Origin of the sequence: Oleomonas cavernae (assembly GCF_003590945.1) — a bacterium.
Classification (GTDB): domain Bacteria; phylum Pseudomonadota; class Alphaproteobacteria; order Zavarziniales; family Zavarziniaceae; genus Zavarzinia; species Zavarzinia cavernae.
The window spans coordinates 364870-388660 of sequence record NZ_QYUK01000011.1; the positions used below are offsets into that span (position 1 = coordinate 364870).

The following is a 23791-nucleotide window of genomic DNA, read 5'->3' on the forward strand; positions in this document are numbered from 1 at the left end:
GCTTCGGCCGCATGAACGGGCGGGACGGCCTGCGTGCCTATACCAACGCCAAGGCGGTGCTCAGCGACCGCCTGCCGTTTCCCATCGTGCCGAGACTCTATCCCGTGGGACCGCGCGACTATGCCAAGGCCCGCCACACCATCCGCCTGATGTTCGGCCGGGGCCTGGGCGCCAAGCTCCGCGCCCTCCTCGGCCTGATGCGCTGACCCTTCGACGACGAGGCACAGTCATGGACACCGATTTCTTCATCATCTGGGGCGTGACGCTCGCCGTGAACGGCTCGATCATGGCGTTCTTCAACTGGATGTCGAACAACCGCCGCTTCGACAAGTACCGCATCCGTATCCCCAAGAGCCCGCAGATCCCGCCCTTACGCAAATGGGTCAACGTCAGCCTGAATGGGCTTTTCTCGACCGTGCTGATGATCGGCTTCTTCTACCTCTTCGGCGACGGGGTGATCTACAAGGGCCTGCCCGGTCCCGCCGGCTTCATCGGTGAGACGCTGGGGGTCCTGCTGCTCTATGATTTCATGTACTACTTCCTGCATCGCTTCATGCACTACAAGCCGGTGCTGAAATACGTGCATCGCACCCATCACCTGATCCGCTTCCCGACCGCGCCCGAGAGCATCTATCTCCACCCGGCCGAGAATTTCGCCGGCCTTGCCCTGCTGCTCCTCGCCATGTGGATCCTGGGGCCGGTTTCGGCCGCTTCCTTCCTGCTCGTGTTCTTCATCTATTCGGTGATCAACGTGCTGGTGCACACCAATTTCGTGTTCCCGCACCCGGCGTTCCGGCTGTTCAACTTCTGGACCACCAAGCACGACACCCATCACTTCCGCATGACCTACAACTACGCCTCGATCTTCCCCTTCTGGGACCAGGCCTTCGGCACCGACAAGTAAGGGACCGGCAATGACCAAGAAAATTCTCATCACGGGGGGCAGGGCTTTGTCGGGCGTGCCCTGGTGGACCGCTTCGCCGACCTCGGCGACGAGGTCACCTGCGCCGACGTGAACGACCGGCCGTTCCGCGGCGATGTCCGCTTCGTGAAGCTGGACATCCGCGATGCGGCCGCAGTTCATGCTGCGCTCGCCGGCATGGACAGCGTCATCCACAATGCCTCGCTGGTCCACACCAAGCACAACCGGGTCGAGGACGTCTGGGCGGTGAACTTAGGGGGCACGGAGAACATCCTGGCCGCCTGCACCGCCCACAAGATCCCCAAGCTGGTCTACATCAGCTCGGCCAGCGCGGTCTACGAGGGCGCGGACATCGAACTGGGCGACGAGACGCTGCCCTATTCCAGCATCTCCCAGGCGCCCTATGCCGACAGCAAGATCGCGGCCGAGAAGAAGGTCCTGGCCTTCAGCGGCACGGGGCCGACCGTCACCTGCGCGATCCGGCCCCATGTCATCTTCGGCGCCGGCGACAACCGCTTCATCCCGGCGATCCTGGACAAGGCCAAGGCCGGCAGGCTCGGCCGGGCCGTGGGCAACCGGGACAAGTTGTCCGACTTCACCTATATCGCCAACTTGGTCGATGCGGTGGTCGAGGCGGAAGCGGCACTCGAACCCGGCTCGCGCCTGTGTGCCCAAGCCTATTTCATCACCAACGGCGAACCCATGGCCTTCTTCGACTTCATCGAGAAGGTGATCGTCGAGCTGCGCTATCCGCCGATCAAGGGCAAGGTGCCCTATTGGCTCGCCTATGGCGTGGCCGCGGTGGCGGAGGCGATCGACACCTTGCGGGGGGCACGCTGAACGCCGAAAACGGCCTGACCCGCTTCTCGGTCCGCTACATGGTTACGCACCATTACTTCAGCATCGAGAAGGCCAAGCGCGACTTCGGCTGGACGCCCAAGGTCACGCTGGCCGAGGGCATCCGCCTGACCGCGAAGGAACTGGTGGCCCGGCAGCCGTCGATCCTCGGGCCGGCCAGGTGACGACTTGGTGGTCGCTACAGCGATCCCACCCAGCGGGCGGCGAGGTCCAGCATGTAGAAGGTCAGCATGCTGGCCGACAGGCCGCCGGCGACGGTCTGCACCAAGGACCAGCGTCGTTCCCGCATCTCGTCGAGGAAGTAGTAGACGGGGAAGCTGGCGATGAAATAGGTGGCATAGATCGCCGAACCCCAGGCCAGCATCACGTCCATCTTCTGGTAGTAGAAGCTCTGCGCGATCAGCGGGTTGGCCATGGCCTTGGTCTCAGCCCAGGCCCAGAAATAGCCGATGGCGAAGACCAGCAGCGGGAACAGTACGGTCCCCAGGGGCAGGGCGCGCAGCCGGCGCAGCACGATGTTGGCCGTCGCGTGATAGGTCATGAAGTAGACGTGGGTATAGGCATACATGATCAAGGGCACCTGCCGGGTGCCGGTGCCGACCAGCGTCGCATCCAGGTTGGTGGTCACATTGGGATAGACATAGACCATGCCCAGCACGTCGAAAAAGTATTCCGAGCCGAAATAATTGCCGAAAAAGCCGAAGACGATGAGGTAGAGGTTGGCCTTGAACCAATAGGCGTCGTACCAGGGTTGCGTGGTGTAACGGCATGCGATCAGGGCCGGGATGATCAGGGCCGGCAGGGTGGTGCCGAAGGCATGGAGCAGCAGGCCGGTGTCGTCGAACGCCTGGTCCCAGCCGGTCAGCATCATCATGGCCATGGAGGCCATCCAGACGGGCGAGTAGAGCAGGAAGAATTTCTCGACCCAGGCCTTGTCCGGGTTGCCGGAGAACCAGGTGCCGCCCATCGATCAGCGTCCCGTCAGCGCGATGCGGGCGATCGCGATCGTGTTGCGCAGCTTCTGCAGGCGCGAGGGTTCGGGGTGCAGGCGGCGATGGCCGGGCAGCAGCCTGCCCTTGGCCTGCTGATGGATCTTCTCCTTCACCACCGGGCTCAGCACGCCGGCGCCGGCAAGCTGGAAGAAGCAATCCTTGGCATTTCCTAAGTCGAAGAAGTCGCGCTGCCACTGCCATTGCCAGTTGCCGCCGTATTCGAACCAGGAACCGCCGATGCCCGCGATCTCGTAATAGCTGCCGTCAGGCCGCTGGTAGGGCGCCCGCTGCTTCCAGAAGCCGACGACCGTGCCGCGCTTCTCGTCGATGATGATGTCGTGGTAGGGGTATTCCCACGCCTCGAACCCCTTCATCTGATAGCCGATGGCGACATCGCGGATCTCGGCGCGGCCGCTCGCCACGAATTCCTCGTTCGGCCCGATGTTCCAGGAATAGACCGCGTTCTCGGTATAGAACTGGGCCAGGCCGGTCCAGTCGCCCGCCTTCTCGCAGTCGATATTGCCCTGCAGCCAGCGTTCGACCATTTCCTCAAGCTCGGCCCGCGGCCAGGACCGGTTCGGCGGTGTGATCGACACCACGCGCTTGTCGCCCATTGTGCTTCTCCCCTCTCGTATCGCTTCAAGCCAGGCGGCCCGCGAATTTCTTGTCCAGATGGCCGGCCCTGACCAGCCAGCGTATCGTATCGCCGAAGGTCTCCTCGCCGCTGCGGAAGTGCATCCCCGTGCGCTTCAGGATGCGGTCCGAACTGGCGACCGCCCATTCGGTCACGTAACCCATGGCCTCGCGCGAGACCTGGGTGTCGAACGGCACCACCTTGCGGACCAGGTCGGTCACGCTGCCCATGGCGCGCAGCACCGATCCCGGCATGCGGGGACCGGCGATGCGGCGGCCGGTCAATTGTTGCAGCAGGCGGTGGAAGTCCGCCCAGGGATAGTAATTGCCGCCCACGATGTAGCGGCTGGCCTCGAAATCATTGGCGGCCGGATGTTCCAGCAAATGAACATGGGCCAGCGCCAGGTCGCGCACGTCGATGCCCTGAAGCCCGGTGGAGGTGCGCGGCACCACCCGGACGAAGGAGGCGACGCCATGGTTCGCCTCGCTCAGCTTGGGGTCGTCCGGGCCGAAGATGCCGGCCGGATAGGTCATCTGGATCGGCATGCCGGCCGCCTGCATCCCGCGCACATGGGCGTCGCAATCGCGCTTCGATCGGGCATAGGCCTGCACCGGGTTGCCCAGCGGGGTCGCCTCGTCGATCCGCGAGACACCGGGCTGGAACAGCACCGAGAGGCTGGAGACATAGACGATGCGCCCTACCCCTAAGCGGCAGGCGGTACCCAGCACGGATTCGATGCCGGCGACGTTGTTGCGATAGATCTCGGCCCCGCGCTTGGGGTCGACGCTGACCAGGGCGGCGGCATGAAACACCGCGTCGCATCCCGTCATGTTCGCCTCGACCAGGGGCTGGTCGCGCATGTCGCCGATCACCAGATCATCCACCCGGTGACCTGCTCTGGCGAAATAGGCGCGCACCTCCGCGGCCGAACGAACCAGCAGGCGCACCTCGTGGCCGGCCTCTATCAGGGCCCTTGCCGTATGGGCGCCGACGAAGCCGGTCGCGCCGGTGACGAAGACTTTCATGGTCCGTGGCGCACGATGCGCAGGGCCGCATTGGGGCAGTGCAGTGCGGCGAGTTGCACCTTCTCCAGTTCCGCCTCGCTGACCTCTTCCTTCAGCAGTTTCAGGATGCCGTCGTCGCCGACCTGGAAATGCGCGGGCGACTCCCCCGTGCACACCGCATGGCCCTGGCAGAGCTGGCGGTCGACCATCACGGTGATGGCCGGCATTTGTACCGCCGCCGGCTGGTGCGCCGGGGCCGGGCAGCCCGAGGCCTTGGCCGGTGCCCCCGATGCGCCGTAATCGCTGGCGATGCCGGCGGGATCGCGCCGGCGATAGCGCACCCGACACGGTTCCTTCGGCTGCACGATCATGTCGGCATAGTTGTCGACATAGGTCTCCGGGGCATCGACCAGTTCGAACTCGTAGCGGCGCAGCAGCACGGCGAAGATCGCCTTGATCTGGAACAGGGCGAAGGCATTGCCCGAGCATTTGTGCTTGCCCCCGCCGAAGGGCTGGTAGGCCATCAGGTTCTTGTCCTCGCGCCGCTCGGGCGCAAAGCGGTCGGGATCGAAGGCATAGGGGTTCGAGAACAGGTGCGACAGGCGGTGGGTCACCGGCGGGCAGGCCCAGACCATCTCGCCCGCCTTGATCGTGTAATTCTTGAAGCGCAGGTCTTCCGCGACCTTGCGCATCAGGATGATCAGGGGCGGATGCAGGCGCAGCACCTCCTTCACCACATTCTCCAGCATGGGCATGTCGCGCATGCTGTGGAAGCTGACCTCACCCTTGCGGCCCAGCAGGCCGTCCAGCTCGTCCCGCGTGCGTTTCAGGATATGGGGATGCTTGAGCAGTTCCAGCAGCACCCAGGCGGCGGTGCCGGAACTGGTGTGATGGCCGGCGAAGATCGCACCGACCAGCAGGCCGGTGATCTCGTTCTCGTCGAGCTTGGTGCCGTCGTCATAGCGCATGTCGATCAGGGTCTGGAACATGTCACTGGGCTTTTCGGCCTGGTTCGCCCGCTTGCGCACGATGGCGCCGACCAGTTCCTGCAACCGCTTGCGTGCCCTGTCGCGCTTGCGGAACTTGGGGATCGGCAGATGGGGGAAGTGGTAGGCGAGGGGGTGTACGCCCTGTTCCAGGTCGTGATAGATGCTGGCGAACTCCTCGCTCAGCTCATAGCGGAACTCGCGGCCCAGCAGGCAGTGGCTGGCGGTATTGATGGTGAGCTGCTTCATGAACGCGACGAGGCCGATCTCGCCTGAATCGCCCCAGTCGGCGATGATGTGTTCGACCTCGCCCACGATCTTGTGGGAATGGTCGCGCATCGCCTCGACGCGCAGCGAGGGCATCAGCATGCGCAACTGTTCGTTCTTGCGCGCGATGGGCGCATCGAACACCAGGCCCTGGCCGAAGATCGGCGTCATCAGCTTGTAGGCAGCCGACTGGTCCAACTGCTCGTCGGAGGAGCGGTAGAAGAGTTCGCTGGCCTCGTCCCCGGTCAGCAGGACGATTCTTTGGCCCAGCAGCTTGAACGAGGTGATCTCGCCGCCTTGCCGGGCCACCTTCTCGACGAATTTGAAGGGGTTGCTGGCGAAAGACAGCATGTGGCCGAACCAGGGAAACCCTCCCTTTGCCGCCGGCGGCGCCGCGCCGCCGCCCTGCACCGATGCCTGGATGCTCATGCCGCCCCATATTCTTCCGCACGGGCAGTGTTCTCCCTGTCCTGCCAGCGAACATATACATATTAACGTAAAGTGTAAAGTTGTAAATTGAGCGGCGACCCGGCGCGGGACAAGGTTGCAACTAGGCCGATCGCAGCGCTTTCCGGCGGACGGGAGGTTCCGCGCGGCCGGCGGACTCCCGCATGGCTGCCTCGTAACCCTCGACGCGGTACAGGTGCGCCAATTCGTCGATCGCCGCCGGAATGGCAATGAACGGCGCAACGATCCAGGGCACGTTGAGGCCGACGAATTTCAGCCAGAAGCCCACGGCGCCCTGCTGAATGTTGACCCAGCCCACATGCCATTCGGCGACAAAGAACACGCCCGTCATATAGGTCAGGCCGATGCCGATGATCAGCGCCATCCAGCAGGCGGCAATCCTGTTCTTGAAAGTCTTGCCGAATTTATACAGGTACCAGGCCAGCAGCTCGAAAGGCCCTGAGAACCCGGCCATGAATTCAAGGCCGGCGATGGTGGGGCTCGAGGTGAGATAACGCGTGTCGGCGCCGCCATAGACCCACCAGGCCCAGAGATACCTGTCCTCGACACCGATGTCGTGGACGACTCCGGTCAGGTCCAGGAAGAACCAGGGGAGTTCCCAGAAGGTCTGGGCAATGCCGGAGACGAGCAGCCAGACAAAGCCGAACTCGGACCATTTCTCGAGACGCGTGCGCTTCTCCCCCGAACCATCCACCAGCGCGATGAACGGCACGAACAGGATGGCGAGGATCACCCACGAGGAATAGACGTCGATCGGGGTTCCCGGGATGACGCCTAGCGCCACCAGCGCATAGGCGCCGCCGGCAAACATCAGCGTCAGCAGCAGCGACAGCCGGTAGATCCATTTCCTGGCGCCGCTGGCGCCCCGCCCCAAATTCGGATGCAGGTCACGCATTGAGGCCCCCCGTTGATTGGCCAAGCGCGAACTGAAATATACAAATATACAATATTAGTCAATATGTATAGTCGCGGCCCTCCAATCCCTGTCGCGGCCTGCTCAACCGAACTTGAACAGGACGCCGTAGCCGCCGCGGGGATAGTTCCATTCGATCTCGCCGCCGTCGGCGGTGAGCACCCGGCAGGTGCCGCATTCCATGCAGCCGTCGGGCACGACCTCGACCTGGCCGCGATCGTTGGTGGAATAGCAGCCGGCAGGGCAGACATGGGTCAGCGCCACCAGTGCCGCCGAGGGCGTCTCGTGCGGGCGCACCTTGATGTGGGGCCGCCCGGCATCGACCAGGTAGCGGTTGACGTAGAGCTTTTCCTCGACCTTCACCACCGCCGTCATCGCCAGGCCCTCGCCAGTTTGAAAGCATCGCCGATAAGGCCGAGCAGGCCCCGGTTCTTGCGGAAGGAGGTGACGATCTGGCGCTCCTTCTCACGTTTTGCCACGCCGTCGACCCGGAACCAGCGTTGTGCCGCTTCGTTGATCAGGCGCGGATAGGTGCCGAAGACATTGGCCGCATTGCCGTGAAGGAAATTGGGGATGTCCTTGTATTTCTTCAGGTCCTTCATGACGAAGGAGTCGTCGAGCGTCTTGCGGTAGAGTGCCAGATCCGCCTTCGAGAAGTCCGAACGGATCTGGCGCAGGCGGATGATGGTCTCGGCCGCGACCCGCCCCGTGGTCATGGCCAGGTTGGAACCTTCCCGGTGTACCGCGTTCACGAAGTGGCCGGCGTCGCCGACGATCAGCCAGCCGTCGCCGTGGATCTCCGGGATGTGGCGATAGCCGCCCTCGGGATCAGATGGGCGGCATATTCTTTCACTTCCGATCCTTCCAGCAGCGGCTTCACGCTGGGATGGTTCTTGAAGGCTTCGAGCAGGGCATAGGGCGTCGTCTGGTTCTGCGCGAAATCCGAAACCATACAGCCGATGCCGACCGACAGGGATTCCTTGTTGGTGTAGATGAAGGCGGTGCCGGTCATGCCGTTGGTAACCGTGCCCATCACCTCGATCACGACGCCTTCGTCGCCTTTGAGGTTGAAGCGCTGCTCGATCACCTCCTGTGGCAGGAAGTGCATCTCCTTGACCGCCAGGGCCACCGCTTCGGGCTTCAACTCGGGGCGGAGGCCGGCCCGGTTGCCGACGAGGCCGTTCACGCCCTCCGCCAGCACGACGACGTCGGCATGGATGATGGCGCCGCCCCGGTCGGTGCGCACGCCGATGACCTTGCCCCTGATATCGCGGACGAGGTCGGTCACCGTCGTCTCGCACAGCACCGTCGCGCCGGCCTCGCGCACCCGGCGATTGAACCATTTGTCGAACTGGGCGCGGATGATCGTGTAGCGGTTGGGCTTCTCTTCGTTGAAGTCTTCCGAACGGTAGTGCATACCGACATAGGAAGTATCGTCCAGCATCCACAGTCGCTGTTCGATGACGTGGCGCTCGAGGGGCGCGTCCTCGCGGAAATCGGGGATCACCTTCTCCAGCGCGTCGGCATAGAGGATGGCACCCTGGACGTTCTTGGAGCCCGGGTATTCACCGCGTTCCAGTTGCAGTACCTTCAGCCCCGCCTTGGCCATGGTATAGGCGGCGGCGTTGCCTGACGGGCCGGCACCGACCACGATGGCGTCGAAGCGTTCCTCGCTCATGCTTGGGCCTCCTTCAACTGGCGAGACGGTGGACGGACAGGCGCTGACGGAATGCGGCGGTCAGCGCCGGCAGCAGTTCGACGGCGTTGGCGACGATCCCGATCTGGGCGAAATCGAAGATCGGCGCCTTCGGGTCCGTATTGATGGCAACGATCAGGTCCGCGCCCTCGACCCCCACCCGGTGCTGGATCGCGCCGGAGATGCCGGCCGCGATATAGAGCTTGGGGCGAATGGTCTTGCCGGTCTGGCCGATCTGGCGGTCGGCGGTGATCCACCCTTTCTGCACCAGCGGGCGCGAGCCGCCGTAGTCGGCACCGAGCACGCCGGCCAGATCCTTCACCAGTTGGAAATTCTCGGCCGACTTGAGGCCGAGGCCGCCGGCGACCACGACGTCGGCATAGGCGAGCTGGGCCTTGTCGGTATCGCGGTCGGGAATGAACTGCAGCACCTTGGTGATGATGTCGAGTTCGGTCATGTCGAGGCCGTGGTCGACGATCCGGCCCGACCGCCCCGGTACCGCCGGCGGCATGGCCATCACGCGCGGGCGAATGGTCGCCATCTGCGGCCGGAAATTCAGCGTGTGGATGGTGCACAGCAGGGAGCCGCCAAAGGTCGGCCGCGTCGCGGCCAGCGAGCGTTCGTCATCGATCGCAAGCTCGGTGCAGTCGGCGGTGAGGCCGGTCAGCAACGTGGTGGCGACGGAACCCGCAAGATCCCGGCCGAGCGTGGTTGCGCCCAACAGCACGATCTCGGGCTTGTAGGTGTTGACAAGATCGGTCAGGGCCTTGGTATAGGGCTCGTTCCGGTAGTGCGCCAGCACGGGGTCGGCAACGCGGTAGACCAGGTCGGCACCGTGCTCGAAACAGGCCCGCGCGGCTTCGCCCAGCTCGTCGACGTCGCCCCCGATCAGCACGCCGGCGAGTTCCACTTGCAGCTTGTCGGCCAGTTTCCGGCCTTCGCCCAGCAGTTCCAGGGAAACCGGGTGGATGTGACCGTGCTCGTATTCGATGAAGACCCAGACGTGCTTGTAGGACTTGAAGCGGTCGGGCAACTCCTTCTTCATGCCGGCGCGACCGGCGGCCGGGGCCTGTTGGCGGGGGGCGTCGCTCATCCTTCCATCCTCCTCAGAAGCCGGCCGACAGGCGCCGAAGATCGGCGTCCAGCGCGGGGTTGCGATCGAGGATCGCGGCGATCAGGGCATCGGCCATCTGGGCGCCGTTCCTGCCGTCGGTCTCGATCAGTACCGCCTTTTCCGTCCGCGCGCTGGGGGCGAAGACTTTCTTCACCACCGTGGGCGAGCCGCGCAGGCCGCATTTCAGGAGCTCGGTAATCCCGGCATCGGCCGCGTTCCAGGTGGTGACTCCGGCCCGCGCCGCACGCAGCGCGTCCGCAAGCGAGCCGCGGCGGATCTCGTTGGTGCCTTCCAGCATGGTGATCAGCACAGGCAGTACGGTCTTCAGCACCTGCACCCCGCCTTCGGCTCGGCGCTCCACCGTGATCTCACGCGTGTCCGCGTCGATGCCGGCGATGCGCGAGACATAGGTGAGCTGGTTGAGGTCGAGACGCTTGGCGATGCCCGGGCCGACCTGCGCGGTGTCGCCGTCGATCGTCTGCTTGCCGGTGAAGACGATGTCGACCGGACCGAAAGTCTCGCCGATTTTCGCGATCGCCGACGACAGGGCGAAACTGGTCGCCAGCGTGTCGGAACCCGCGAAGTAGCGATCGGTCAACAGCACTGCCCGGTCTGCCCCGAACGTCAGCGCCTTCCGCAGCGAATCTTCCGCCATGGGCGGGCCCATGCACAGCACCGTGACCGTGCCGCCCAGCTTGTCGCGCAGGGTCAGTGCCGCCTCCAGGGCGAAGAGATCATAGGGGTTGATGATGGTCGGCACGCCCTGGCGCATGATCGTGTTGTGGACGGGATGGACGCGGATCTGTGCGCTGTCGGGCACTTGCTTGATACAAACGACGGTGTGCATCCGCTCCTCCTGCTGCCGGCCGACGGCCGCAAATGATGTTTCGCAAGACTCGTGCCAGAGACTGTTCCTCGCCATTTCAGGGGCTTGCAGGCCGACAGCCATGTCGGCTTCGCGACAAGCCTCAACCCTTTCGTACGCCGAGGGCGGAAAGCGGCACGAAGCTACGGCCCTTGGGACGCACGGCGTCCTTCAGCACCTTGAACACGCGCTGGTCGAGGGGGAGGAGGCGGCGAAATCGGCATAGGCGTTTTCGAGATCGGCCCGGGCGCGCAGGTAGACGGCGTCGTCCGAAAGGCCATTCAGATCCTCGCGCCGCAGGTAATCGCCCATGCGGCGCAGGATGTGCAACCGGGCGACGTTCAGCACCGCGGGATCGTAGCCGACGTCGAGGAAGGCGAAGAATTCCTCGGCGGCCGACATGCGTGTCAGGGTGTCGATCAGGCTCATGGCAAGTCCTCCTGCGCCGGCTGGCGGTCGCGGGTCTGGTAGTGGGCGAGGCGGGTTTCGAGGAAATCGATGCGGTCGATCAGAGCGGCGATCGCTTCGCCCACCGGGTCGGGCATCAGGTGATGCTCGAGGTCGATGCGGCCGTCGACGCGGCGGCGCTGATCCGCCGGGCGGACGATGCGGCCGGGAATGCCGACGACGGTCATGCCCGGCGGCACGTCCTCCATCACCACCGCATTGGCACCGATGCGCGCGCCACGGCCCACGGTGATGGGCGACAGGATCTTGGCCCCGGCGCCGATCAGCACGCCGTCCTCGACCGTCGGATGGCGCCGGCCCGGCGACCAGCTCGTGCCGCCCAGGGTGACACCGTGATAGAGCGTCACGTCGTCGCCGATCACCGCCGTCTCGCCGATGACAACGCCGGCGCCATGGTCGATGAACAGGCGCTGGCCGATGGCCGCACCGGGATGAATGTCGACATTGGTCAGGAAGCGGCCGAACCACGACAGCAGCCGGGCGGGAAAGCGCACCCCCGTCCGCCACAGCCGATGGGACAGGCGGTGGATCATGACGGCATGGACACCGGGGTAGGTGCAAAGAATTTCGAGGCTGAAGCGGGCGGCCGGGTCTCGTGCCTTCACGCAGGCGACATCCTGCCGCCAGGTGGCGAGGAGGCCGGGCGCGCGCGGTGGCGCATCGTCGGGGGCGGCGGTGATGTCCACCATCACTCCGCCCCCATCAGGACACCCGGCTGGGCGCAATGGGCATAGATTTCGAGAAGGTCGCTGTTGCCCACGGTGCGCTTGGTGCGGCTGGCTTTTTCCCGCACCTTGGCCAGCACGGCGCGGGCGCGGCATTCGTCAGCGGCAAGGCCAAGCCCCTTCAGGGCGGCGAAGACGGCGGACAGGCCGGAATGCTTGCCCAGGACGATTTCCCGCCGCCGGCCGAAGCGCGCCGGCGACAACGCCTCATAGGTCGCCGGGTCCTGCAACAGGCCATGGACATGGATGCCGGATTCATGAGTGAAGACGCCCGCGCCGACGATCGATTTCGCCATGGGGATCGGCCGGCACGACGCGGCGGCGACGATATCGGCGAGGCCCTGCAGCCGGGCGAGATCGACGCCGGTGCGCCGCCCCTGCGTCTGGGCCAGTGCGGCGACGACTTCCTCCAACGCGGCATTGCCCGCCCGCTCGCCCAGGCCGAGCACGCAGACCGAGGCGTGATTGGCCCCGCCCTGCACCGCCGCCAGCGTGTTGGCGGTGGCGAGCCCCAGATCGTCGTGGCCGTGGAACTCGATCTCCAGATCGGTTTCGGCACACAGGCGCCGCGTGATCGCATAGGTCGCGAAGGGATCGAGAATGCCGAGCGTATCGGCGAAGCGGAAGCGGTGGGCGCCGGCCGCTTCCGCCACCTGCATCGCGGTGCAGACGAAGCCGAGATCGGCCCGGCTGGCATCCTCCCCGCCCATGGCGACCTCGAGGCCGAGATCGCGGGCATGGCGGATCACCCGGTCGATCCGGCGCAGCACGTCGGCCCGGTCGCTATGGTACTTCGCCCTGATCTGCAGGTCGGACAGGGGAACCGACAGGTTCACGCGGGCCAGGCCGGTGCGCAGGGCGGCCTCGACATCCGCCTCGGTCATGCGGCACCAGGCGATCGCCTCGGCATGGGTCAGGCTTTCGGCGACGGCGGCGATCGAGTCGATTTCAGCCGGTCCCATGGCGGGGGTGCCGGCCTCGATCTCGTCGACGCCGGCCTCGTCGAGGGCACGGGCGATCGCCAGTTTCTCGTCGAGGGTGAAGGCGACGCCGGGGCCTGTTCGCCGTCACGCAGCGTGGTGTCGTTGATGACGACGGCGGGAAGATGCACGGGGGTCATGGCACGCTGTCCTTTCGTGGTCAGGCATAGGTCGGGTTGAAGGCGGCGGCGGGCGCCGGTCGGTCCTGCCCTCTCTCCTTCCAGAAGGGGGAGAGGGAGCGCAGGTTGGCGATGATGCCGGGCATCGCCTCGAGCACGCGGTCGACATCCTCGTCCCCGTTTTCCCGCGAGAAGGAGAAGCGGATGGCGCCGTGGGCCGCCGTATAGGGCACCTTCATGGCGCGAAGGACATGGGAGGGTTCGAGCGAGCCCGAGGTGCAGGCGGAGCCGGAAGAGGCGGCAATGCCCGCCCGGTTGAGGAGGAGGAGGATGGCCTCGCCCTCGATGAACTCGAAGGCGATGTTGGCGGTGTTGGGCAGGCGGTGCTCGGGATCGCCGGTCACGAAGCTGTTGCCGATTCGCTGCAACAGGCCTTGTTCCAGCCGGTCGCGCAGGGCCTTCACCCTGGTCTGCTCGTCGAGCATGTGGGCAAGCGCCAGCTCCGCCGCCTTGCCCAGGCCGATGATGGCCGGCGCATTCTCGGTGCCCGCCCGCCGCCCGCGTTCCTGGTGGCCGCCGCGGATCAGCGGGCGCAGGCGCACGCCCTTGCGGACGTAGAGCGCGCCGATGCCCTTCGGCCCATGCAGCTTGTGGCCGGATAGCGACAGCATGTCGATCTCGGTCGATTTCAGGTCGATCGGCAGCTTGCCCACCGCCTGAACCGCGTCGGTATGGAACAGGGCGCCGGCCTCATGGGCCATCTCCGCCAGCCTCGCGACCGGGAACAGGGTGCCTGTCTCGTTGTTCGCCCACATGATCGAGGCGATCGCCGTCTTCGGCCCCAGCGCCTTGCGATAGGCCTCGACATCGAGCCTGCCCTTGGCATCGACCGGGATGCGGTGGACGGTGGTGCCCTTGTGCTTCTCCAGCCAGTCGCACAGCGCCAGAATCGCGGGATGTTCCACCACCGAGGTGATCACCTCGGTGCGCTGGCCTTGCGTTTCCAGGGCCGAGAGGATGGCGGTATTGTCGGATTCGGTACCGCCCGAGGTATAGATGATCTCGTGGTCGTGCTCGGCCCCGAGCAGCGCCTGCAACTGGCGCCGCGCCGTCTTCAGCGCCCCGCCGACCGAGGCGCCGAAGGCGTGCATGGACGAGGCATTGCCGAACTGCTCGGTGAAGAAGGGCAGCATGGCGGCGACGGCCGCCGGGTCGACCCGGGTGGTGGCGTTGTTGTCGAGATAGACGGGACGCATGGCGACCTCCATGACCGGGATCAGACGGGGATGACGCGCAAGGGCTGGCCGAGTTTTTCGATCAGCCGCTCCTGCACGCCGTTCACGGTGATGCTGGCCATCTGGCAGCCGACGCAGGCGCCCGACAGTTTCACCATCACCCGGTCGCCTTCGACATCGATCAGTTCGCAGTCGCCGCCGTCCTGGCGCAGGAAGGGGCGCAGGCCCTCGATCGCTTCCTCGATCAGGCGGATGCGCTGGAGGTTGGTCAGCTTCGGCTTCGATACCGGCTCCAGCTTGATCGCGAGGGGCGACTTGCCCGCCTTGGGCCGGCGCACCGGGCGCGCAGCCTGGTCGGGGTCGAAGGCTTCGGCCGCGTCGAGCAGGCCTTCCGCGACCATGGCGGCATTGGTCTTGACCAGGACCTCCTCGATCCCCTCGATGCAGGTGGCGCAGGAGCCGCCCGCCTTGGTGAAATGGGTGACCTGTTCCAGCGTGGTCAGGCCGTTCATGCGCACGGCCCGCTCGATCATGCCTTCGTCGACGCCGAAGCACTTGCAGACCAGGGCGCCTTCCTCGTGGTCGTCCTCCCAGGCCTCGCCGCGGTAATTGGCGACGGCGGCGCGCAGCGCCTCGTAACCCATGACGGAGCAGTGCATCTTCTCGGGCGGCAGGCCGCCGAGGAAATCGGCGATGTCCTGGTTGGTCAGGGTCAGCGCTTCGGCGATGGTCTTGCCGATGATGAGTTCGGTCAGCGCCGAGGACGAGGCGATGGCCGAGCCGCAGCCGAAAGTCTGGAACCGGGCGTCGGTGATCGTGTCGGTGGCGGGATCGACCTTGATCATCAGGCGCAGCGCGTCACCGCAGGAAATGGCGCCGACGTCGCCGATACCGCTGGCGTTCTCCATCACACCCGCATTCTTCGGGTTGTAGAAGTACTCCTGGACCTTTTCGCTGTATTCCCACATGGCGCGTCTCCTCAGCCGAAAGACTTGCCGCAGGAGCACTGCGAGGATGCTTGCGGATTGTCGAAGGTGAAGCCCGAGCCTTCGAGCGCCACGACGAAATCGATCGTCGTGCCCTCGATGACCGGCTTGCTCTTTTCGTCGATGAAGACTTTCACGCCGTCCTGTTCGGCGACGATGTCGCCCGGCTCGGCGGCGGCGACGAGGCCCATCATATATTTGAAGCCGGCGCAGCCGCCCGCCTCCACCATCACGCGCAGGCCTTCGACCGGCTCGGCCGAGCCCGAGATCGCAGTCCTGACGGCATTCACGGCACTCTGGGTCAGATGGATCATGGCGATGTTCCCAAGATTGGTCGAAAGACACATCGCAAGGCCCGTGCCAAGCAACGGGCCCTTGATTTTGCATAGGTTTTTCGGATCGCGCGATTGTCGGCTTTGCGCCTTTGTCGGGTTTGCGACAGGGACGGACCCGGGCCGGCCGCGGGCCTCGTCAGGCGGTGGCGCGGAGGTCCATGCCGCGCCGGCTACGGGCCATCAGGCTTTCGCCGTCCTCGGTGCCGAAGCAGGTCTCGAAGTCGTCGCATTCGCTGCAACTGGGTGCGGTACACAGGCGATAGCCCTCGTCGCGACAGATCATGCGGTAGAGGAATTTCTTCCACTTCATGTCTTGCGCATTCTTGCGCGACAACGGTTCGAAATGCCGCTCCATCAGCCAGGACAGTTCCCGCCGGTTGCGCAGGCCGAGATCCTGCCACAGGTGATTGGGCCGCTGGGCCCGGCGGGCGATCATCGCGGCAAGGGCGGCTTCGAGCGGATCGCCCTCGCAAGCGTGGCGAAACAGAAAATCGCGCAGGCAGGCCTCGTCATCCGCCAGCGTCACCTCGGCAAGGGGGAAGCGCTCGAATTGCGGGCGGGCGGCGGGAAAGACCGCGTCGACAAGGCCGAGGAGCTCGGCCGCGCCAAGGCCGATGCGCTCGCCCGGCGAGACCTTGTCGCGCAGCGCCTCCTCGAGAGACAGCGACAGGATCGAGGCGACGACATGGGCATCGAAAGCCTCGCAGGCCGGCCGGCCGCCGGCGCCCATCAGCCAGTCGTAGAGATCTCGGGCCTTCATCGCCGCCTCCTCAGGCCGCGCCGTGGCGCTGGCAGTTGGTGGGGCAGACCCGGGCACAGGCGCCGCAGCCGATGCAGGCGCCGGCATCGACCAGGGCCATGACCTTGCGCTCGATATCGTCCTCGTCCGGATCGACCAGCTCGTCCTCGTCGGTCACGCCCATCAGGGTCATCACGCCCCGGCCGCAGACCTTGTAGCAGCGGCCGCAGCCGATGCAGACCCTGGCATCGATGGCGAGAAGATAGTCCGGCGTCCAGGCGCGGCCGTCGCGTGTCTGCGTTTGCATCTGCGGGCTCCTTCTAGGCGGCCTCGAGGCGCTTCAATTCGGCCCGCTTTGCTTCGAGCGTGGCGAAGGCCTCGAGGGCGCGGGCGGCGATTTCCGGGATCTGCTGCCAGTTCACCGGCAGATCTTCGGAAAGGTCGTGCAGGTCCATCTTGGCCTGGGTCGCCTTGGCCGAGAGCTTCCTCAGCTCCGCCTTCAGCAGGTCGATATCGGTCATGGCGGCCTCCGTCAGGCGCGGGCGACGTCGGGGAACTGCGCGATCACGGCGGCGGCCTGACCGGTCGCCTTCATGCCTTCGGCGGCCAGCATCTCGACATCCTCGAAGCCGAAACGATGGACGTCCCGCAAGCTTTTCGAGAAGGCGACCAGCCGGCCGACGAGCAGGACGACGCGGCCAAAACCCTCGTGGCTCATCTTCATCATCGGGCTGGCCATCAGGCCGCACTGCTTTTCGATGGTGAGGCCCACTGCCTTGTAGAATTTCTCCACCCGGTCGATCGTGTCTGGGTCGGGGTCGCCCATGATGGGCATCGCCCGCTTTTCCGCCTTGGTGACGATGTAGTCCTCGAGCAGGCGGGCGTCGCCGCGATTTTCCCAGGCGCCGTAACTGTCCTCGGCGCGGATCAGGCTCACCAGGCTCTGCACAAAGGGGCTGTCCAGGGCCGCGGGCACGGCGATTGGGGCAAGGGCGGTCATGTTCAATCCTCCTCGTCGAGATAGGCCATGGAGCGTTCCGGCTGCGCCGACATCACCTTGCGCAGCCAGGGCGGCGGATTGCCGGTCATCATGGTCTGCACCTTGGCGATAATCGCTTCGATCGGCTCGGGCGCCGGCAGTTTCACCGGGTGGATGCGGGCATTCACGACCTTCACCGCCGACGGCCCGCCGATGGCGAGGCAGAACAGCAGGTTGCAGCCGCGCAAGGCGTCGACCTTGGGGCCGATCCGGTCGTCGCCCTCGTTTCGGTGCTTGCCGGATTCGTCCGAGACCGTGCCGAACTCCACCGCCTCGACGAAGCGAGAATCCTGCGGCGTTACGTCATAGACGGCGAATTTCCGTGCCGAGCCGAAATGGGCGTTCAGCGCCTTCATGTCTTGCGTCGCGATGGCGATGCGCAGGCGCGGCACGGTTTCCGGCGCCGACTCGGGCGCGGTCTCAACAAGTTGCAATCGGCGCATGGCGCATGTCCTCCAGGGGCGGTGCGGGCATGGGCGCCAGCACGTCGGCGAAGTCGGCCGGCCCCTTCTCGGGGCGCACGGCGATGAAGAGATTGGCGATGTCGGCGATCAGGTCGCGGGTACCGCGATAGAGGATGCGGCAGCGATGCTGCGCACCCAGCCGGTCGAAGATCGGGAAGCCGACACGCAGGAGCGGCACGCCCAGCCGCTCTGCCGCCTGGCGGCCATGGGCATGGGTGACCAGCAATTCCGCCCCCCGTGCCGCCGCGGCGGCCTCGAAATCGCCGAGGTCGCCGATGATCACCTCGTCCGCGGGGATGTCGCCCAGCGCCGGCGAATTGCCGGTGCTGGCGACGGCGACCACGACCGCCGCCCCCAGGCCACCGAAGAACAGGCTCAGGCTGCGCAGCAGATCCGGGTCGGCGGCGATGGCGATGCGCCGGTCGCCGAAGTGGAAATGGCCGTCCAGCATCATGTCGACCAATTGCGATCGCCGCCGTTTCACGCTGGCCGGCACCGGCTGGCCCGAGAGATGGGACAGCAGGGTGACCAGGCTGTCGACCGGGGCGAGGCCGGTCAGGCTGGCAAACAGCGTGGTCGGCACGCCGGTCAGGCCCTGCAAGGCCTCGGCGGGCGGGCGCATATGATGGCCGATGGCGATCGTGTGCAGTGCCCGGCCCATCTCGGCGATATCGCCCACCTTGGTCCCGCCGCTGGTCGGGCCCGAGTACTGCTCGTTCACATGGCCGTCGAGGGACCCCGAAACATCGGGCAGCACCGCCGCGGTAAAGCCGAAAGCGGCGATCAAGTCACGTAATTCCTCGATATCGCCCGAGGTGAGATGAACGCCAGGCAGCACGTTGATCTGGCGAAGCGGCACGTCGCGCCGCTCGCCCGGGATCACCAGGCCCTCGATGATCGCGGTCACCGCCGCGGCCCAGCCGTCCTCCAGCGCGCCCGAGAAATCCGGGGTGGATGCGAGGACGATCTTGGTTTCGGCGAGTTCGTCGCGCCGGGCGAGGATATTCCGCAGATCGCCGACGAAATCCTCGCCTCGGGTTTCGACCAGCGCCGTGGTCGCGATGCCGACGAATTGGGGCTTCATGCGCGTGGTCAGGTTGATCAGCGCCTCTTCGAGGTTGTCGGCGCCGCCCAGCACCGTCGCCACCTCGTCGATCGCCGTCGTCTGCAACGGCATGTCTTCCTTGAAGTGGCGAACCGCCAGGGTCAGGGCGAAGGAGGTACAGCCCTGGCTGCCGTGGAACAGGGGCACCGCGCCGTCGATGCCCAGGTAGGCGAGCGCCGCGCCCATGGGCGCGGAGGACTTCACCGGATTGACCGACAGGTTCTTCTTCGGGGTGCGGATGGCAGCCATGTCGCACTCCCTCACGCGCGCGCTTCGATTTGGGCGAAGGGGAAGCCGGCATTGGGCAGGTCCCAGGGCGCCGGGCGCCGGATGTCCTGCCAGATCGGGTTGCGCAGCGACTTGGCCAGTTCCCGCACCAGTGTGACCATGCCGTCGTAGCCGCCGAAGGCATGGTGCCGTTCCTGGTTGATGTCCAGCCAGGGTACCTTGGCCTTGAGGGCGACGAACTGGCTCTTGCCGCCGGAGAGCAGGATGTCGGCATCGCCCCGCTTGAGCTGCGCGTACATCTCCCGAGGCGGCACGCTTTCGACCATATGGGGGTCTTCCATGATGGCCTTGATGCGGTCCTTGTCTTCCTCCGTCGATTTGCGGACCGAGGTGTAGACGATCTCCATGCCGATTTCCTGCAGCGCGGCGACGATCGACCAGGACTTGACGCCGCCGGTATAGAGCATCACGCGCTTGGCCTTCAGCGCCTCGCGGTAAGGCGCGATCCGGCTCCAGGCATGGGCTTCCTCGCGGGCGATCAGGGCTTCGGTCCGCGCGATCAGGTCTTCGGGGGCACCCCGCTCCACGAGGAGGCGCGCCGTGGTGCGCAGCGTCGCGCTCATGTCGGAGAGGCCGTAGAAGGAACACTCGAAATAGGGAATGCCCCAGCGTTCCTCCATCTTGCGCGCGACATTGATCAGCGCGGTGGAGCAGACCATCAGGTTGACCCGGGCGCGATGGGCGGTGGCGATCTCCTCGTAGCGCCCGTCGCCCGACAGGCAGGAGAGGATGCGGATGCCCAACGCCTCGAACAGCGGCTTGATCTGCCACAGTTCGCCCGAAAGATTGTATTCGCCGATGATGTTGATGTCGCAGGGCGTGGTGAATTCGGGTTCGCGCGTGCCGATGACATGGTCGAGCAGCGCCTCTCCCGCCAGCTTGTTGCCGAGGTTCTTGGACCCGGCGAACCCGGGGGCATTCACCGGCACGCAAGGGATGCCCAGCTTTTCCGTGGCGTGGCGGCATACCGCCTCGACGTCGTCGCCGATCGTGGCGGTCACGCAGGTCTGATAGACGAAGACGGCGGGCGGGGCATAGGCCGCGACCGCGTCCTTGATCGCGCGGTAGAGCCGCTTCTCGCCATTGCCCATGACGATGTCGAGTTCCGAAAGATCGGTGGTGAACGAGACGCGATAGGTCTTCGCGCCGGAACTCGCCGCATTGCGGTTGTCCCAGGAATTGCCTTCGCAAGCGAGGGGGCCGTGGATGAGGTGGACGACGTCGGTGATGGGCTGCAGGGCGATCTTGGCGCCGTCGAAGGCGCAGCCGCCGGCGGCCGCGCCAGGGGTGAGCGGTTTGGAGCAGCCCTTCTTTTTCGCCTTCTCGTCCTTGGCCTGATTCTTGTCGCAGCCGGGTTCGTTGAAGACGTCGGCGATCTTCGTTTTCAATGCCTCGCTCATGCCGTCGCTCCCCTGGTCTTCATCGGAAGGAAGAGTGCGCCGCCCCGGGCAAGGCCGGGGCGGCGCCGGTCGCCGCTCAGCGCGTCAGGTCGTAGGAGTAGTCGGTAACCCCCGCCTCGATGGTCTCGCCGTCGAGCTTGTCGAAGATCTTGTCGAGCAGGGTGACCAGGAGGCGCAGGCCGCCCTGATAGCCCCAGAGCGGGAAGCGGTGGTGGTGATGCCGGTCGAAGATCGGGAAGGTGAGGCGGATCAGCGGCGTATCCAGGTCGCGCTCCAGATATTTGCCGTAGGAATTGCCGATCAGCAGATCGACCGGTTCCGTCGCCATCAGGGAACGCAGGTGCCACAGATCCTTGCCGCCCCAGGCCTTGCAGCTGGCGCCGTAGGGGCTGCTCTCGAACAGGGCCTGCATCTGGGCTTCCCAGGCCTTGTTGCCGTTGGTGGCGAGGCAGTGCTTCGGCTCGCCGCCCGTCTCGAGGATGAAGCGGGCCATGGCATAGACGAAGTCGGGATCGCCATAGATCGCATAGGTCTTGCCGTGTAGCCAGGCCTGGCTGTCGGCCATGGCGTCGATCAGCCGCCCGCGCTCCTTGGTCAGGGCATCCGGGATTTCCTTGCCGGTGACTTCCGCCACCTTCATCAGGAAGTCGTCGGTGCCGCCGATGCCCATGGGGTAGTGGAACGAGGCGGTCTCCTGGCCGAAGCCCGCGGCATAGTCCAGCGTCTTGGTGGTGCAGTATTCCTGCATCGACAGGGTGGCCTTGGCGTTCAGTGCCGCCTTTGCCGCCTCGATCGTGGTGCCGCCGTCGTACATGCGGTATTCGCCGTCGGACGGCGTGTCGAACTGGTCGGCGACGTCGGACAGGATCGTGTACTCGACCTCCATCAGGTCCAGCATGCGCTTCAGTTCGCGGTTGTTGCCGACGGCGAAACCGTCGAAGCCGGGGATGATGTTGATCGCCGTGCCGGCGGTCCGCTCCTGGCCCTTCCAGAAGTGTTCCACGATACCTTTCAGCATGTTGTCATAGCCCGTGACATGGCTGCCGACGAAGGCCGGGGTATGGGCGAAGGGCACGTCGTAGTCCTGCGGCACCGAACCCTTGGCCTTGGCGTTCAGGATGAAGGACTGCAGGTCGTCGCCGATCACTTCCGCCATGCAGGTGGTCGAGACCGCGATCATCTTGGGCGCATAGAGCGCATAGGTATTGGCCAGGCCGTCGATCATGTTGTTGAGGCCGCCGAACACCGCCGCGTCTTCCGTCATCGACGAGGAGACGGCCGAGCACGGCTCCTTGAAGTGACGCGACAGGTGCGAGCGGTAGTAGGCGACGCAGCCCTGCGAGCCATGGACGAAGCTCATGGTCTTCTCGAAGCCGGCGGCGACGAAGACGGCGCCCAGCGGCTGGCAGGCCTTAGCCGGATTTACCGTCAAGGCTTCGCGGGCGAAGTTCTTCTCGCGGTATTCCCACGATTTCGTCCAGTCCGAGGTCTTCTGCACGACGTCGTCCGCCGGCATGCCCTCGAACAGGGCCTTCTTCTTCGCGAGCATTTCACGATATTCGGGCTCACGGAACAGCGGTGCGTGGTCGAGCACCTTTTCAGCGGACTGGGGCATCTTCAGCATCCTTGTCTAGTCGGGGGGGCGGGGCGGCGTTGTGGCGCGCGCGCCCCGCGTCTTCCTGTTCAGGCAGCCTTGGTCCAAGGCGCCTTGAACAGGCCCCAGACCGGGTTGTTGATGGCAAGGTCCATGTCGCGGGCGAAGATGGCGAAGCCGTCGTAGCCGTGATAGGGACCCGAGTAATCCCACGAGTGCATCTGGCGGAACGGGATGCCCATCTTCTGCACCGGATACTTTTCCTTGATGCCGGAGCCGACGAGATCGGGCCGGATGTTCTCGATGAATTTCTCGAGCTCGTAGCCGGTCACGTCGTCATAGATCAGGGTACCGTCCTTGACATAGTGGCCGGTGCGTTTGTAGTCGTCGCCGTGGCCGAACTCGTAGCCCGTGCCGGCGATCTCCATGCCCAGGTCCTCATAGGCCGTGATGACATGGCGGGGGCGCAGGCCGCCGACATAGAGCATGACCGACTTGCCTTCGAGGCGCGGGCGGTGCTTGGCGATCACCGCATCGACCAGGGGTCGGTACTTGGCGATGACCTTCTCGGCGTTTTCCTTGATCGTGTCGTCGAACTGGGCGGCGATGGTGCGCAGCGACTGGGCGATCTGCGAGGGACCGAAGAAGTTATATTCGACCCACGGAATGTTGTACTTCTCTTCCATGTGCCGGCAGATGTAGTTCATCGACCGGTAGCAGTGGATGAGGTTCAGCTTTGCCTTGGGCGCGCGCTCCATCTCGGCGAGCGTGGCATCGCCCGACCAGTTGCCGACCACGCGCAGGCCCATTTCCTCGAGCAGGATGCGGGAAGCCCAGGCGTCGCCGCCGATGTTGTAGTCGCCGATGACGTTGACGTCATAGGGGCTGGTCTCGAACTCGATTTCCTTCTTGTCGAAGACCCAGTCGCGGATCGCGTCGTTGGCGATGTGGTGGCCGAGGGACTGGGAGACGCCGCGGAAGCCTTCGCAGCGCACCGGCACGATGGTCTTGCCGGTTTCCTTGATCTTCTTGCGCGAGACCGCCTCGATGTCGTCGCCGATCAGGCCGATCGGGCATTCCGACTGGATCGAGATGCCCTTGGCCAGCGGGAACAGGCCGTCGATCTCGTCGATGATCTTCTCGAGCTTCTTGTCGCCGCCGAAGACGATGTCCTTTTCCTGGAAATCGCTGGTGAACTGCATGGTGACGAAGGTATCCACCCCCGTCTTGCCGATGTAGTAATTGCGGCGCTGGGACCAGGAGTACTGGCCGCAGCCGACGGGTCCGTGGCTGATGTGCACCATGTCCTTGACCGGGCCCCAGACCACGCCCTTGGAACCTGCATAGGCGCAGCCGCGGATGGTCATCACGCCGGGGACCGACTTGATGTTCGACTTGACGTCGCATTCGGTCAGCGGCTCGGCGGCTTCCTCGCCCTCGACGGTCTTGGCGACCGAGAGGTGCTTGGCGCGGCGCTTGCGCGACTTGTCGGGGTAGGCCTCCAGCACCTCCTCGATGAGGCGGGCATGGAATTCCGAATCGTTTTCATAGTCGAGGCTCATGATGCCCTCCTTGGTGCCGGGTCGCGCACCCCG

The 23791-nt window shown here is 65.3% G+C and carries 28 protein-coding genes and 1 pseudogene; 4 read left to right on the plus strand and 25 right to left on the minus strand.

What is annotated here, in order from left to right:
- Window positions 1-11 precede the first annotated feature (11 nt).
- The 4 genes and pseudogenes from D3874_RS30000 (at window position 12) to D3874_RS29080 (ending at window position 1944) form a co-directional block, all read left to right on the plus strand.
- Complete coding sequence (locus D3874_RS30000) at window positions 12-206, plus strand: hypothetical protein (RefSeq protein ID WP_233559843.1); 195 nt, start codon at window positions 12-14, stop codon at window positions 204-206.
- Between the two features lie 23 nt (window positions 207-229).
- A complete protein-coding gene (locus D3874_RS05275; protein WP_119777155.1) occupies window positions 230-904 on the plus strand; it encodes a sterol desaturase family protein in 675 nt (224 codons plus the stop codon).
- 45 nt (window positions 905-949) lie between these two features.
- Window positions 950-1762: pseudogene (locus D3874_RS05280) on the plus strand (NAD-dependent epimerase/dehydratase family protein); the annotation flags it as partial.
- A 38-nt stretch (window positions 1763-1800) separates the two neighbouring features.
- Window positions 1801-1944, plus strand: coding sequence for a hypothetical protein (locus tag D3874_RS29080; protein ID WP_199698951.1), 144 nt, complete (start codon window positions 1801-1803; stop codon window positions 1942-1944).
- 14 nt (window positions 1945-1958) lie between these two features.
- Here the strand turns inward: D3874_RS29080 and D3874_RS05285 are convergent, their stop codons facing one another.
- The 25 genes from D3874_RS05285 to nifD form a co-directional block, all read right to left on the minus strand.
- Window positions 1959-2747: a hypothetical protein gene (locus tag D3874_RS05285; protein WP_119777157.1), complete on the minus strand. Its 789-nt coding sequence runs from the start codon at window positions 2745-2747 to the stop codon at window positions 1959-1961.
- 3 nt (window positions 2748-2750) lie between these two features.
- Window positions 2751-3386 carry a nuclear transport factor 2 family protein gene (locus D3874_RS05290; protein WP_119777158.1) on the minus strand — a complete coding sequence of 212 codons (636 nt, stop codon included), beginning with the start codon at window positions 3384-3386 and terminating at the stop codon, window positions 2751-2753.
- A gap of 25 nt (window positions 3387-3411) precedes the next feature.
- Window positions 3412-4431, minus strand: coding sequence for an NAD-dependent epimerase/dehydratase family protein (locus tag D3874_RS05295; RefSeq protein WP_119777159.1), 1020 nt, complete (start codon window positions 4429-4431; stop codon window positions 3412-3414).
- Window positions 4428-6092 carry a cytochrome P450 gene (locus D3874_RS05300; protein ID WP_119777160.1) on the minus strand — a complete coding sequence of 555 codons (1665 nt, stop codon included), beginning with the start codon at window positions 6090-6092 and terminating at the stop codon, window positions 4428-4430. The genes D3874_RS05295 and D3874_RS05300 overlap by 4 nt, the downstream gene beginning before the upstream one ends.
- Before the next feature lie 121 nt (window positions 6093-6213).
- Window positions 6214-7026 carry an emopamil-binding family protein gene (locus D3874_RS05305; protein WP_119777161.1) on the minus strand — a complete coding sequence of 271 codons (813 nt, stop codon included), beginning with the start codon at window positions 7024-7026 and terminating at the stop codon, window positions 6214-6216.
- A gap of 102 nt (window positions 7027-7128) precedes the next feature.
- Window positions 7129-7419 carry a ferredoxin family protein gene (locus tag D3874_RS05310; RefSeq protein ID WP_119777162.1) on the minus strand — a complete coding sequence of 97 codons (291 nt, stop codon included), beginning with the start codon at window positions 7417-7419 and terminating at the stop codon, window positions 7129-7131.
- On the minus strand, window positions 7416-7796 hold the full coding sequence (locus D3874_RS30005) for a hypothetical protein (protein WP_233559844.1): 381 nt from the start codon (window positions 7794-7796) through the stop codon (window positions 7416-7418). The genes D3874_RS05310 and D3874_RS30005 overlap by 4 nt, the downstream gene beginning before the upstream one ends.
- Window positions 7797-7819: 23 nt before the next feature.
- Complete coding sequence (locus D3874_RS05315) at window positions 7820-8722, minus strand: FAD-dependent oxidoreductase (protein WP_233559845.1); 903 nt, start codon at window positions 8720-8722, stop codon at window positions 7820-7822.
- A gap of 13 nt (window positions 8723-8735) precedes the next feature.
- Complete coding sequence (locus D3874_RS05320; RefSeq protein ID WP_119777163.1) at window positions 8736-9833, minus strand: electron transfer flavoprotein subunit alpha/FixB family protein; 1098 nt, start codon at window positions 9831-9833, stop codon at window positions 8736-8738.
- A 13-nt stretch (window positions 9834-9846) separates the two neighbouring features.
- On the minus strand, window positions 9847-10701 hold the full coding sequence (locus D3874_RS05325; RefSeq protein WP_119777164.1) for an electron transfer flavoprotein subunit beta/FixA family protein: 855 nt from the start codon (window positions 10699-10701) through the stop codon (window positions 9847-9849).
- Between the two features lie 189 nt (window positions 10702-10890).
- Complete coding sequence (locus D3874_RS05330; protein ID WP_233559846.1) at window positions 10891-11148, minus strand: nitrogenase-stabilizing/protective protein NifW; 258 nt, start codon at window positions 11146-11148, stop codon at window positions 10891-10893.
- On the minus strand, window positions 11145-11876 hold the full coding sequence (gene cysE / locus D3874_RS05335) for a serine O-acetyltransferase (RefSeq protein WP_119777165.1): 732 nt from the start codon (window positions 11874-11876) through the stop codon (window positions 11145-11147). The genes D3874_RS05330 and cysE overlap by 4 nt, the downstream gene beginning before the upstream one ends.
- Window positions 11876-12937 (minus strand): homocitrate synthase/isopropylmalate synthase family protein, encoded by a 1062-nt coding sequence (locus D3874_RS05340; protein WP_338016747.1) that lies wholly within the window; start codon window positions 12935-12937, stop codon window positions 11876-11878. Before D3874_RS05340 ends, cysE begins: the two co-directional genes overlap by 1 nt.
- Before the next feature lie 115 nt (window positions 12938-13052).
- Window positions 13053-14267: a cysteine desulfurase NifS gene (gene nifS / locus D3874_RS05345; protein WP_119782142.1), complete on the minus strand. Its 1215-nt coding sequence runs from the start codon at window positions 14265-14267 to the stop codon at window positions 13053-13055.
- A 20-nt stretch (window positions 14268-14287) separates the two neighbouring features.
- Window positions 14288-15214 (minus strand): Fe-S cluster assembly protein NifU, encoded by a 927-nt coding sequence (gene nifU, locus D3874_RS05350; RefSeq protein ID WP_119777166.1) that lies wholly within the window; start codon window positions 15212-15214, stop codon window positions 14288-14290.
- Between the two features lie 11 nt (window positions 15215-15225).
- Window positions 15226-15546, minus strand: a complete 321-nt coding sequence (locus D3874_RS05355; RefSeq protein WP_119782143.1) for a HesB/IscA family protein — start codon at window positions 15544-15546, stop codon at window positions 15226-15228.
- Window positions 15547-15703: 157 nt separating this feature from the next.
- Window positions 15704-16327, minus strand: a complete 624-nt coding sequence (locus D3874_RS05360; RefSeq protein WP_119777167.1) for a nitrogen fixation protein NifQ — start codon at window positions 16325-16327, stop codon at window positions 15704-15706.
- A 10-nt stretch (window positions 16328-16337) separates the two neighbouring features.
- Window positions 16338-16613, minus strand: a complete 276-nt coding sequence (fdxB, locus tag D3874_RS05365; protein WP_119777168.1) for a ferredoxin III, nif-specific — start codon at window positions 16611-16613, stop codon at window positions 16338-16340.
- Between the two features lie 13 nt (window positions 16614-16626).
- On the minus strand, window positions 16627-16827 hold the full coding sequence (locus D3874_RS05370; protein WP_119777169.1) for a CCE_0567 family metalloprotein: 201 nt from the start codon (window positions 16825-16827) through the stop codon (window positions 16627-16629).
- An 11-nt stretch (window positions 16828-16838) separates the two neighbouring features.
- Complete coding sequence (locus tag D3874_RS05375; protein WP_119777170.1) at window positions 16839-17306, minus strand: NifX-associated nitrogen fixation protein; 468 nt, start codon at window positions 17304-17306, stop codon at window positions 16839-16841.
- A gap of 2 nt (window positions 17307-17308) precedes the next feature.
- A complete protein-coding gene (gene nifX / locus D3874_RS05380) occupies window positions 17309-17788 on the minus strand; it encodes a nitrogen fixation protein NifX (RefSeq protein ID WP_119777171.1) in 480 nt (159 codons plus the stop codon).
- On the minus strand, window positions 17766-19163 hold the full coding sequence (gene nifN / locus D3874_RS05385; protein ID WP_119777172.1) for a nitrogenase iron-molybdenum cofactor biosynthesis protein NifN: 1398 nt from the start codon (window positions 19161-19163) through the stop codon (window positions 17766-17768). The genes nifX and nifN overlap by 23 nt, the downstream gene beginning before the upstream one ends.
- An 11-nt stretch (window positions 19164-19174) precedes the next feature.
- Entirely contained in the window at window positions 19175-20602 is a 1428-nt protein-coding gene (gene nifE, locus D3874_RS05390) for a nitrogenase iron-molybdenum cofactor biosynthesis protein NifE (RefSeq protein ID WP_119777173.1), read from the minus strand.
- A gap of 76 nt (window positions 20603-20678) precedes the next feature.
- Window positions 20679-22217, minus strand: coding sequence for a nitrogenase molybdenum-iron protein subunit beta (gene nifK / locus D3874_RS05395; protein ID WP_119782145.1), 1539 nt, complete (start codon window positions 22215-22217; stop codon window positions 20679-20681).
- Between the two features lie 68 nt (window positions 22218-22285).
- A complete protein-coding gene (nifD, locus tag D3874_RS05400; protein ID WP_119777174.1) occupies window positions 22286-23758 on the minus strand; it encodes a nitrogenase molybdenum-iron protein alpha chain in 1473 nt (490 codons plus the stop codon).
- Window positions 23759-23791: the final 33 nt, after the last annotated feature.

Excerpts from the sequence above, each read along its gene's own strand:
- D3874_RS30000 (WP_233559843.1), top strand. The coding sequence starts at position 12 with ATGAACGGGCGGGACGGCCTGCGTGCCTATACCAACGCCAAGGCGGTG.
- D3874_RS05275 (WP_119777155.1), top strand. The coding sequence starts at position 230 with ATGGACACCGATTTCTTCATCATCTGGGGCGTGACGCTCGCCGTGAAC.
- D3874_RS29080 (WP_199698951.1), top strand. The coding sequence starts at position 1,801 with ATGGTTACGCACCATTACTTCAGCATCGAGAAGGCCAAGCGCGACTTC.
- D3874_RS05285 (WP_119777157.1), bottom strand. The coding sequence starts at position 2,747 with ATGGGCGGCACCTGGTTCTCCGGCAACCCGGACAAGGCCTGGGTCGAG.
- D3874_RS05290 (WP_119777158.1), bottom strand. The coding sequence starts at position 3,386 with ATGGGCGACAAGCGCGTGGTGTCGATCACACCGCCGAACCGGTCCTGG.
- D3874_RS05295 (WP_119777159.1), bottom strand. The coding sequence starts at position 4,431 with ATGAAAGTCTTCGTCACCGGCGCGACCGGCTTCGTCGGCGCCCATACG.
- D3874_RS05300 (WP_119777160.1), bottom strand. The coding sequence starts at position 6,092 with ATGAGCATCCAGGCATCGGTGCAGGGCGGCGGCGCGGCGCCGCCGGCG.
- D3874_RS05305 (WP_119777161.1), bottom strand. The coding sequence starts at position 7,026 with ATGCGTGACCTGCATCCGAATTTGGGGCGGGGCGCCAGCGGCGCCAGG.
- D3874_RS05310 (WP_119777162.1), bottom strand. The coding sequence starts at position 7,419 with ATGACGGCGGTGGTGAAGGTCGAGGAAAAGCTCTACGTCAACCGCTAC.
- D3874_RS05315 (WP_233559845.1), bottom strand. The coding sequence starts at position 8,722 with ATGAGCGAGGAACGCTTCGACGCCATCGTGGTCGGTGCCGGCCCGTCA.
- D3874_RS05320 (WP_119777163.1), bottom strand. The coding sequence starts at position 9,833 with ATGAGCGACGCCCCCCGCCAACAGGCCCCGGCCGCCGGTCGCGCCGGC.
- D3874_RS05325 (WP_119777164.1), bottom strand. The coding sequence starts at position 10,701 with ATGCACACCGTCGTTTGTATCAAGCAAGTGCCCGACAGCGCACAGATC.
- D3874_RS05330 (WP_233559846.1), bottom strand. The coding sequence starts at position 11,148 with ATGAGCCTGATCGACACCCTGACACGCATGTCGGCCGCCGAGGAATTC.
- cysE (WP_119777165.1), bottom strand. The coding sequence starts at position 11,876 with ATGGTGGACATCACCGCCGCCCCCGACGATGCGCCACCGCGCGCGCCC.
- nifS (WP_119782142.1), bottom strand. The coding sequence starts at position 14,267 with ATGCGTCCCGTCTATCTCGACAACAACGCCACCACCCGGGTCGACCCG.
- nifU (WP_119777166.1), bottom strand. The coding sequence starts at position 15,214 with ATGTGGGAATACAGCGAAAAGGTCCAGGAGTACTTCTACAACCCGAAG.
- D3874_RS05355 (WP_119782143.1), bottom strand. The coding sequence starts at position 15,546 with ATGATCCATCTGACCCAGAGTGCCGTGAATGCCGTCAGGACTGCGATC.
- D3874_RS05360 (WP_119777167.1), bottom strand. The coding sequence starts at position 16,327 with ATGAAGGCCCGAGATCTCTACGACTGGCTGATGGGCGCCGGCGGCCGG.
- fdxB (WP_119777168.1), bottom strand. The coding sequence starts at position 16,613 with ATGCAAACGCAGACACGCGACGGCCGCGCCTGGACGCCGGACTATCTT.
- D3874_RS05370 (WP_119777169.1), bottom strand. The coding sequence starts at position 16,827 with ATGACCGATATCGACCTGCTGAAGGCGGAGCTGAGGAAGCTCTCGGCC.
- D3874_RS05375 (WP_119777170.1), bottom strand. The coding sequence starts at position 17,306 with ATGACCGCCCTTGCCCCAATCGCCGTGCCCGCGGCCCTGGACAGCCCC.
- nifX (WP_119777171.1), bottom strand. The coding sequence starts at position 17,788 with ATGCGCCGATTGCAACTTGTTGAGACCGCGCCCGAGTCGGCGCCGGAA.
- nifN (WP_119777172.1), bottom strand. The coding sequence starts at position 19,163 with ATGGCTGCCATCCGCACCCCGAAGAAGAACCTGTCGGTCAATCCGGTG.
- nifE (WP_119777173.1), bottom strand. The coding sequence starts at position 20,602 with ATGAGCGAGGCATTGAAAACGAAGATCGCCGACGTCTTCAACGAACCC.
- nifK (WP_119782145.1), bottom strand. The coding sequence starts at position 22,217 with ATGCCCCAGTCCGCTGAAAAGGTGCTCGACCACGCACCGCTGTTCCGT.
- nifD (WP_119777174.1), bottom strand. The coding sequence starts at position 23,758 with ATGAGCCTCGACTATGAAAACGATTCGGAATTCCATGCCCGCCTCATC.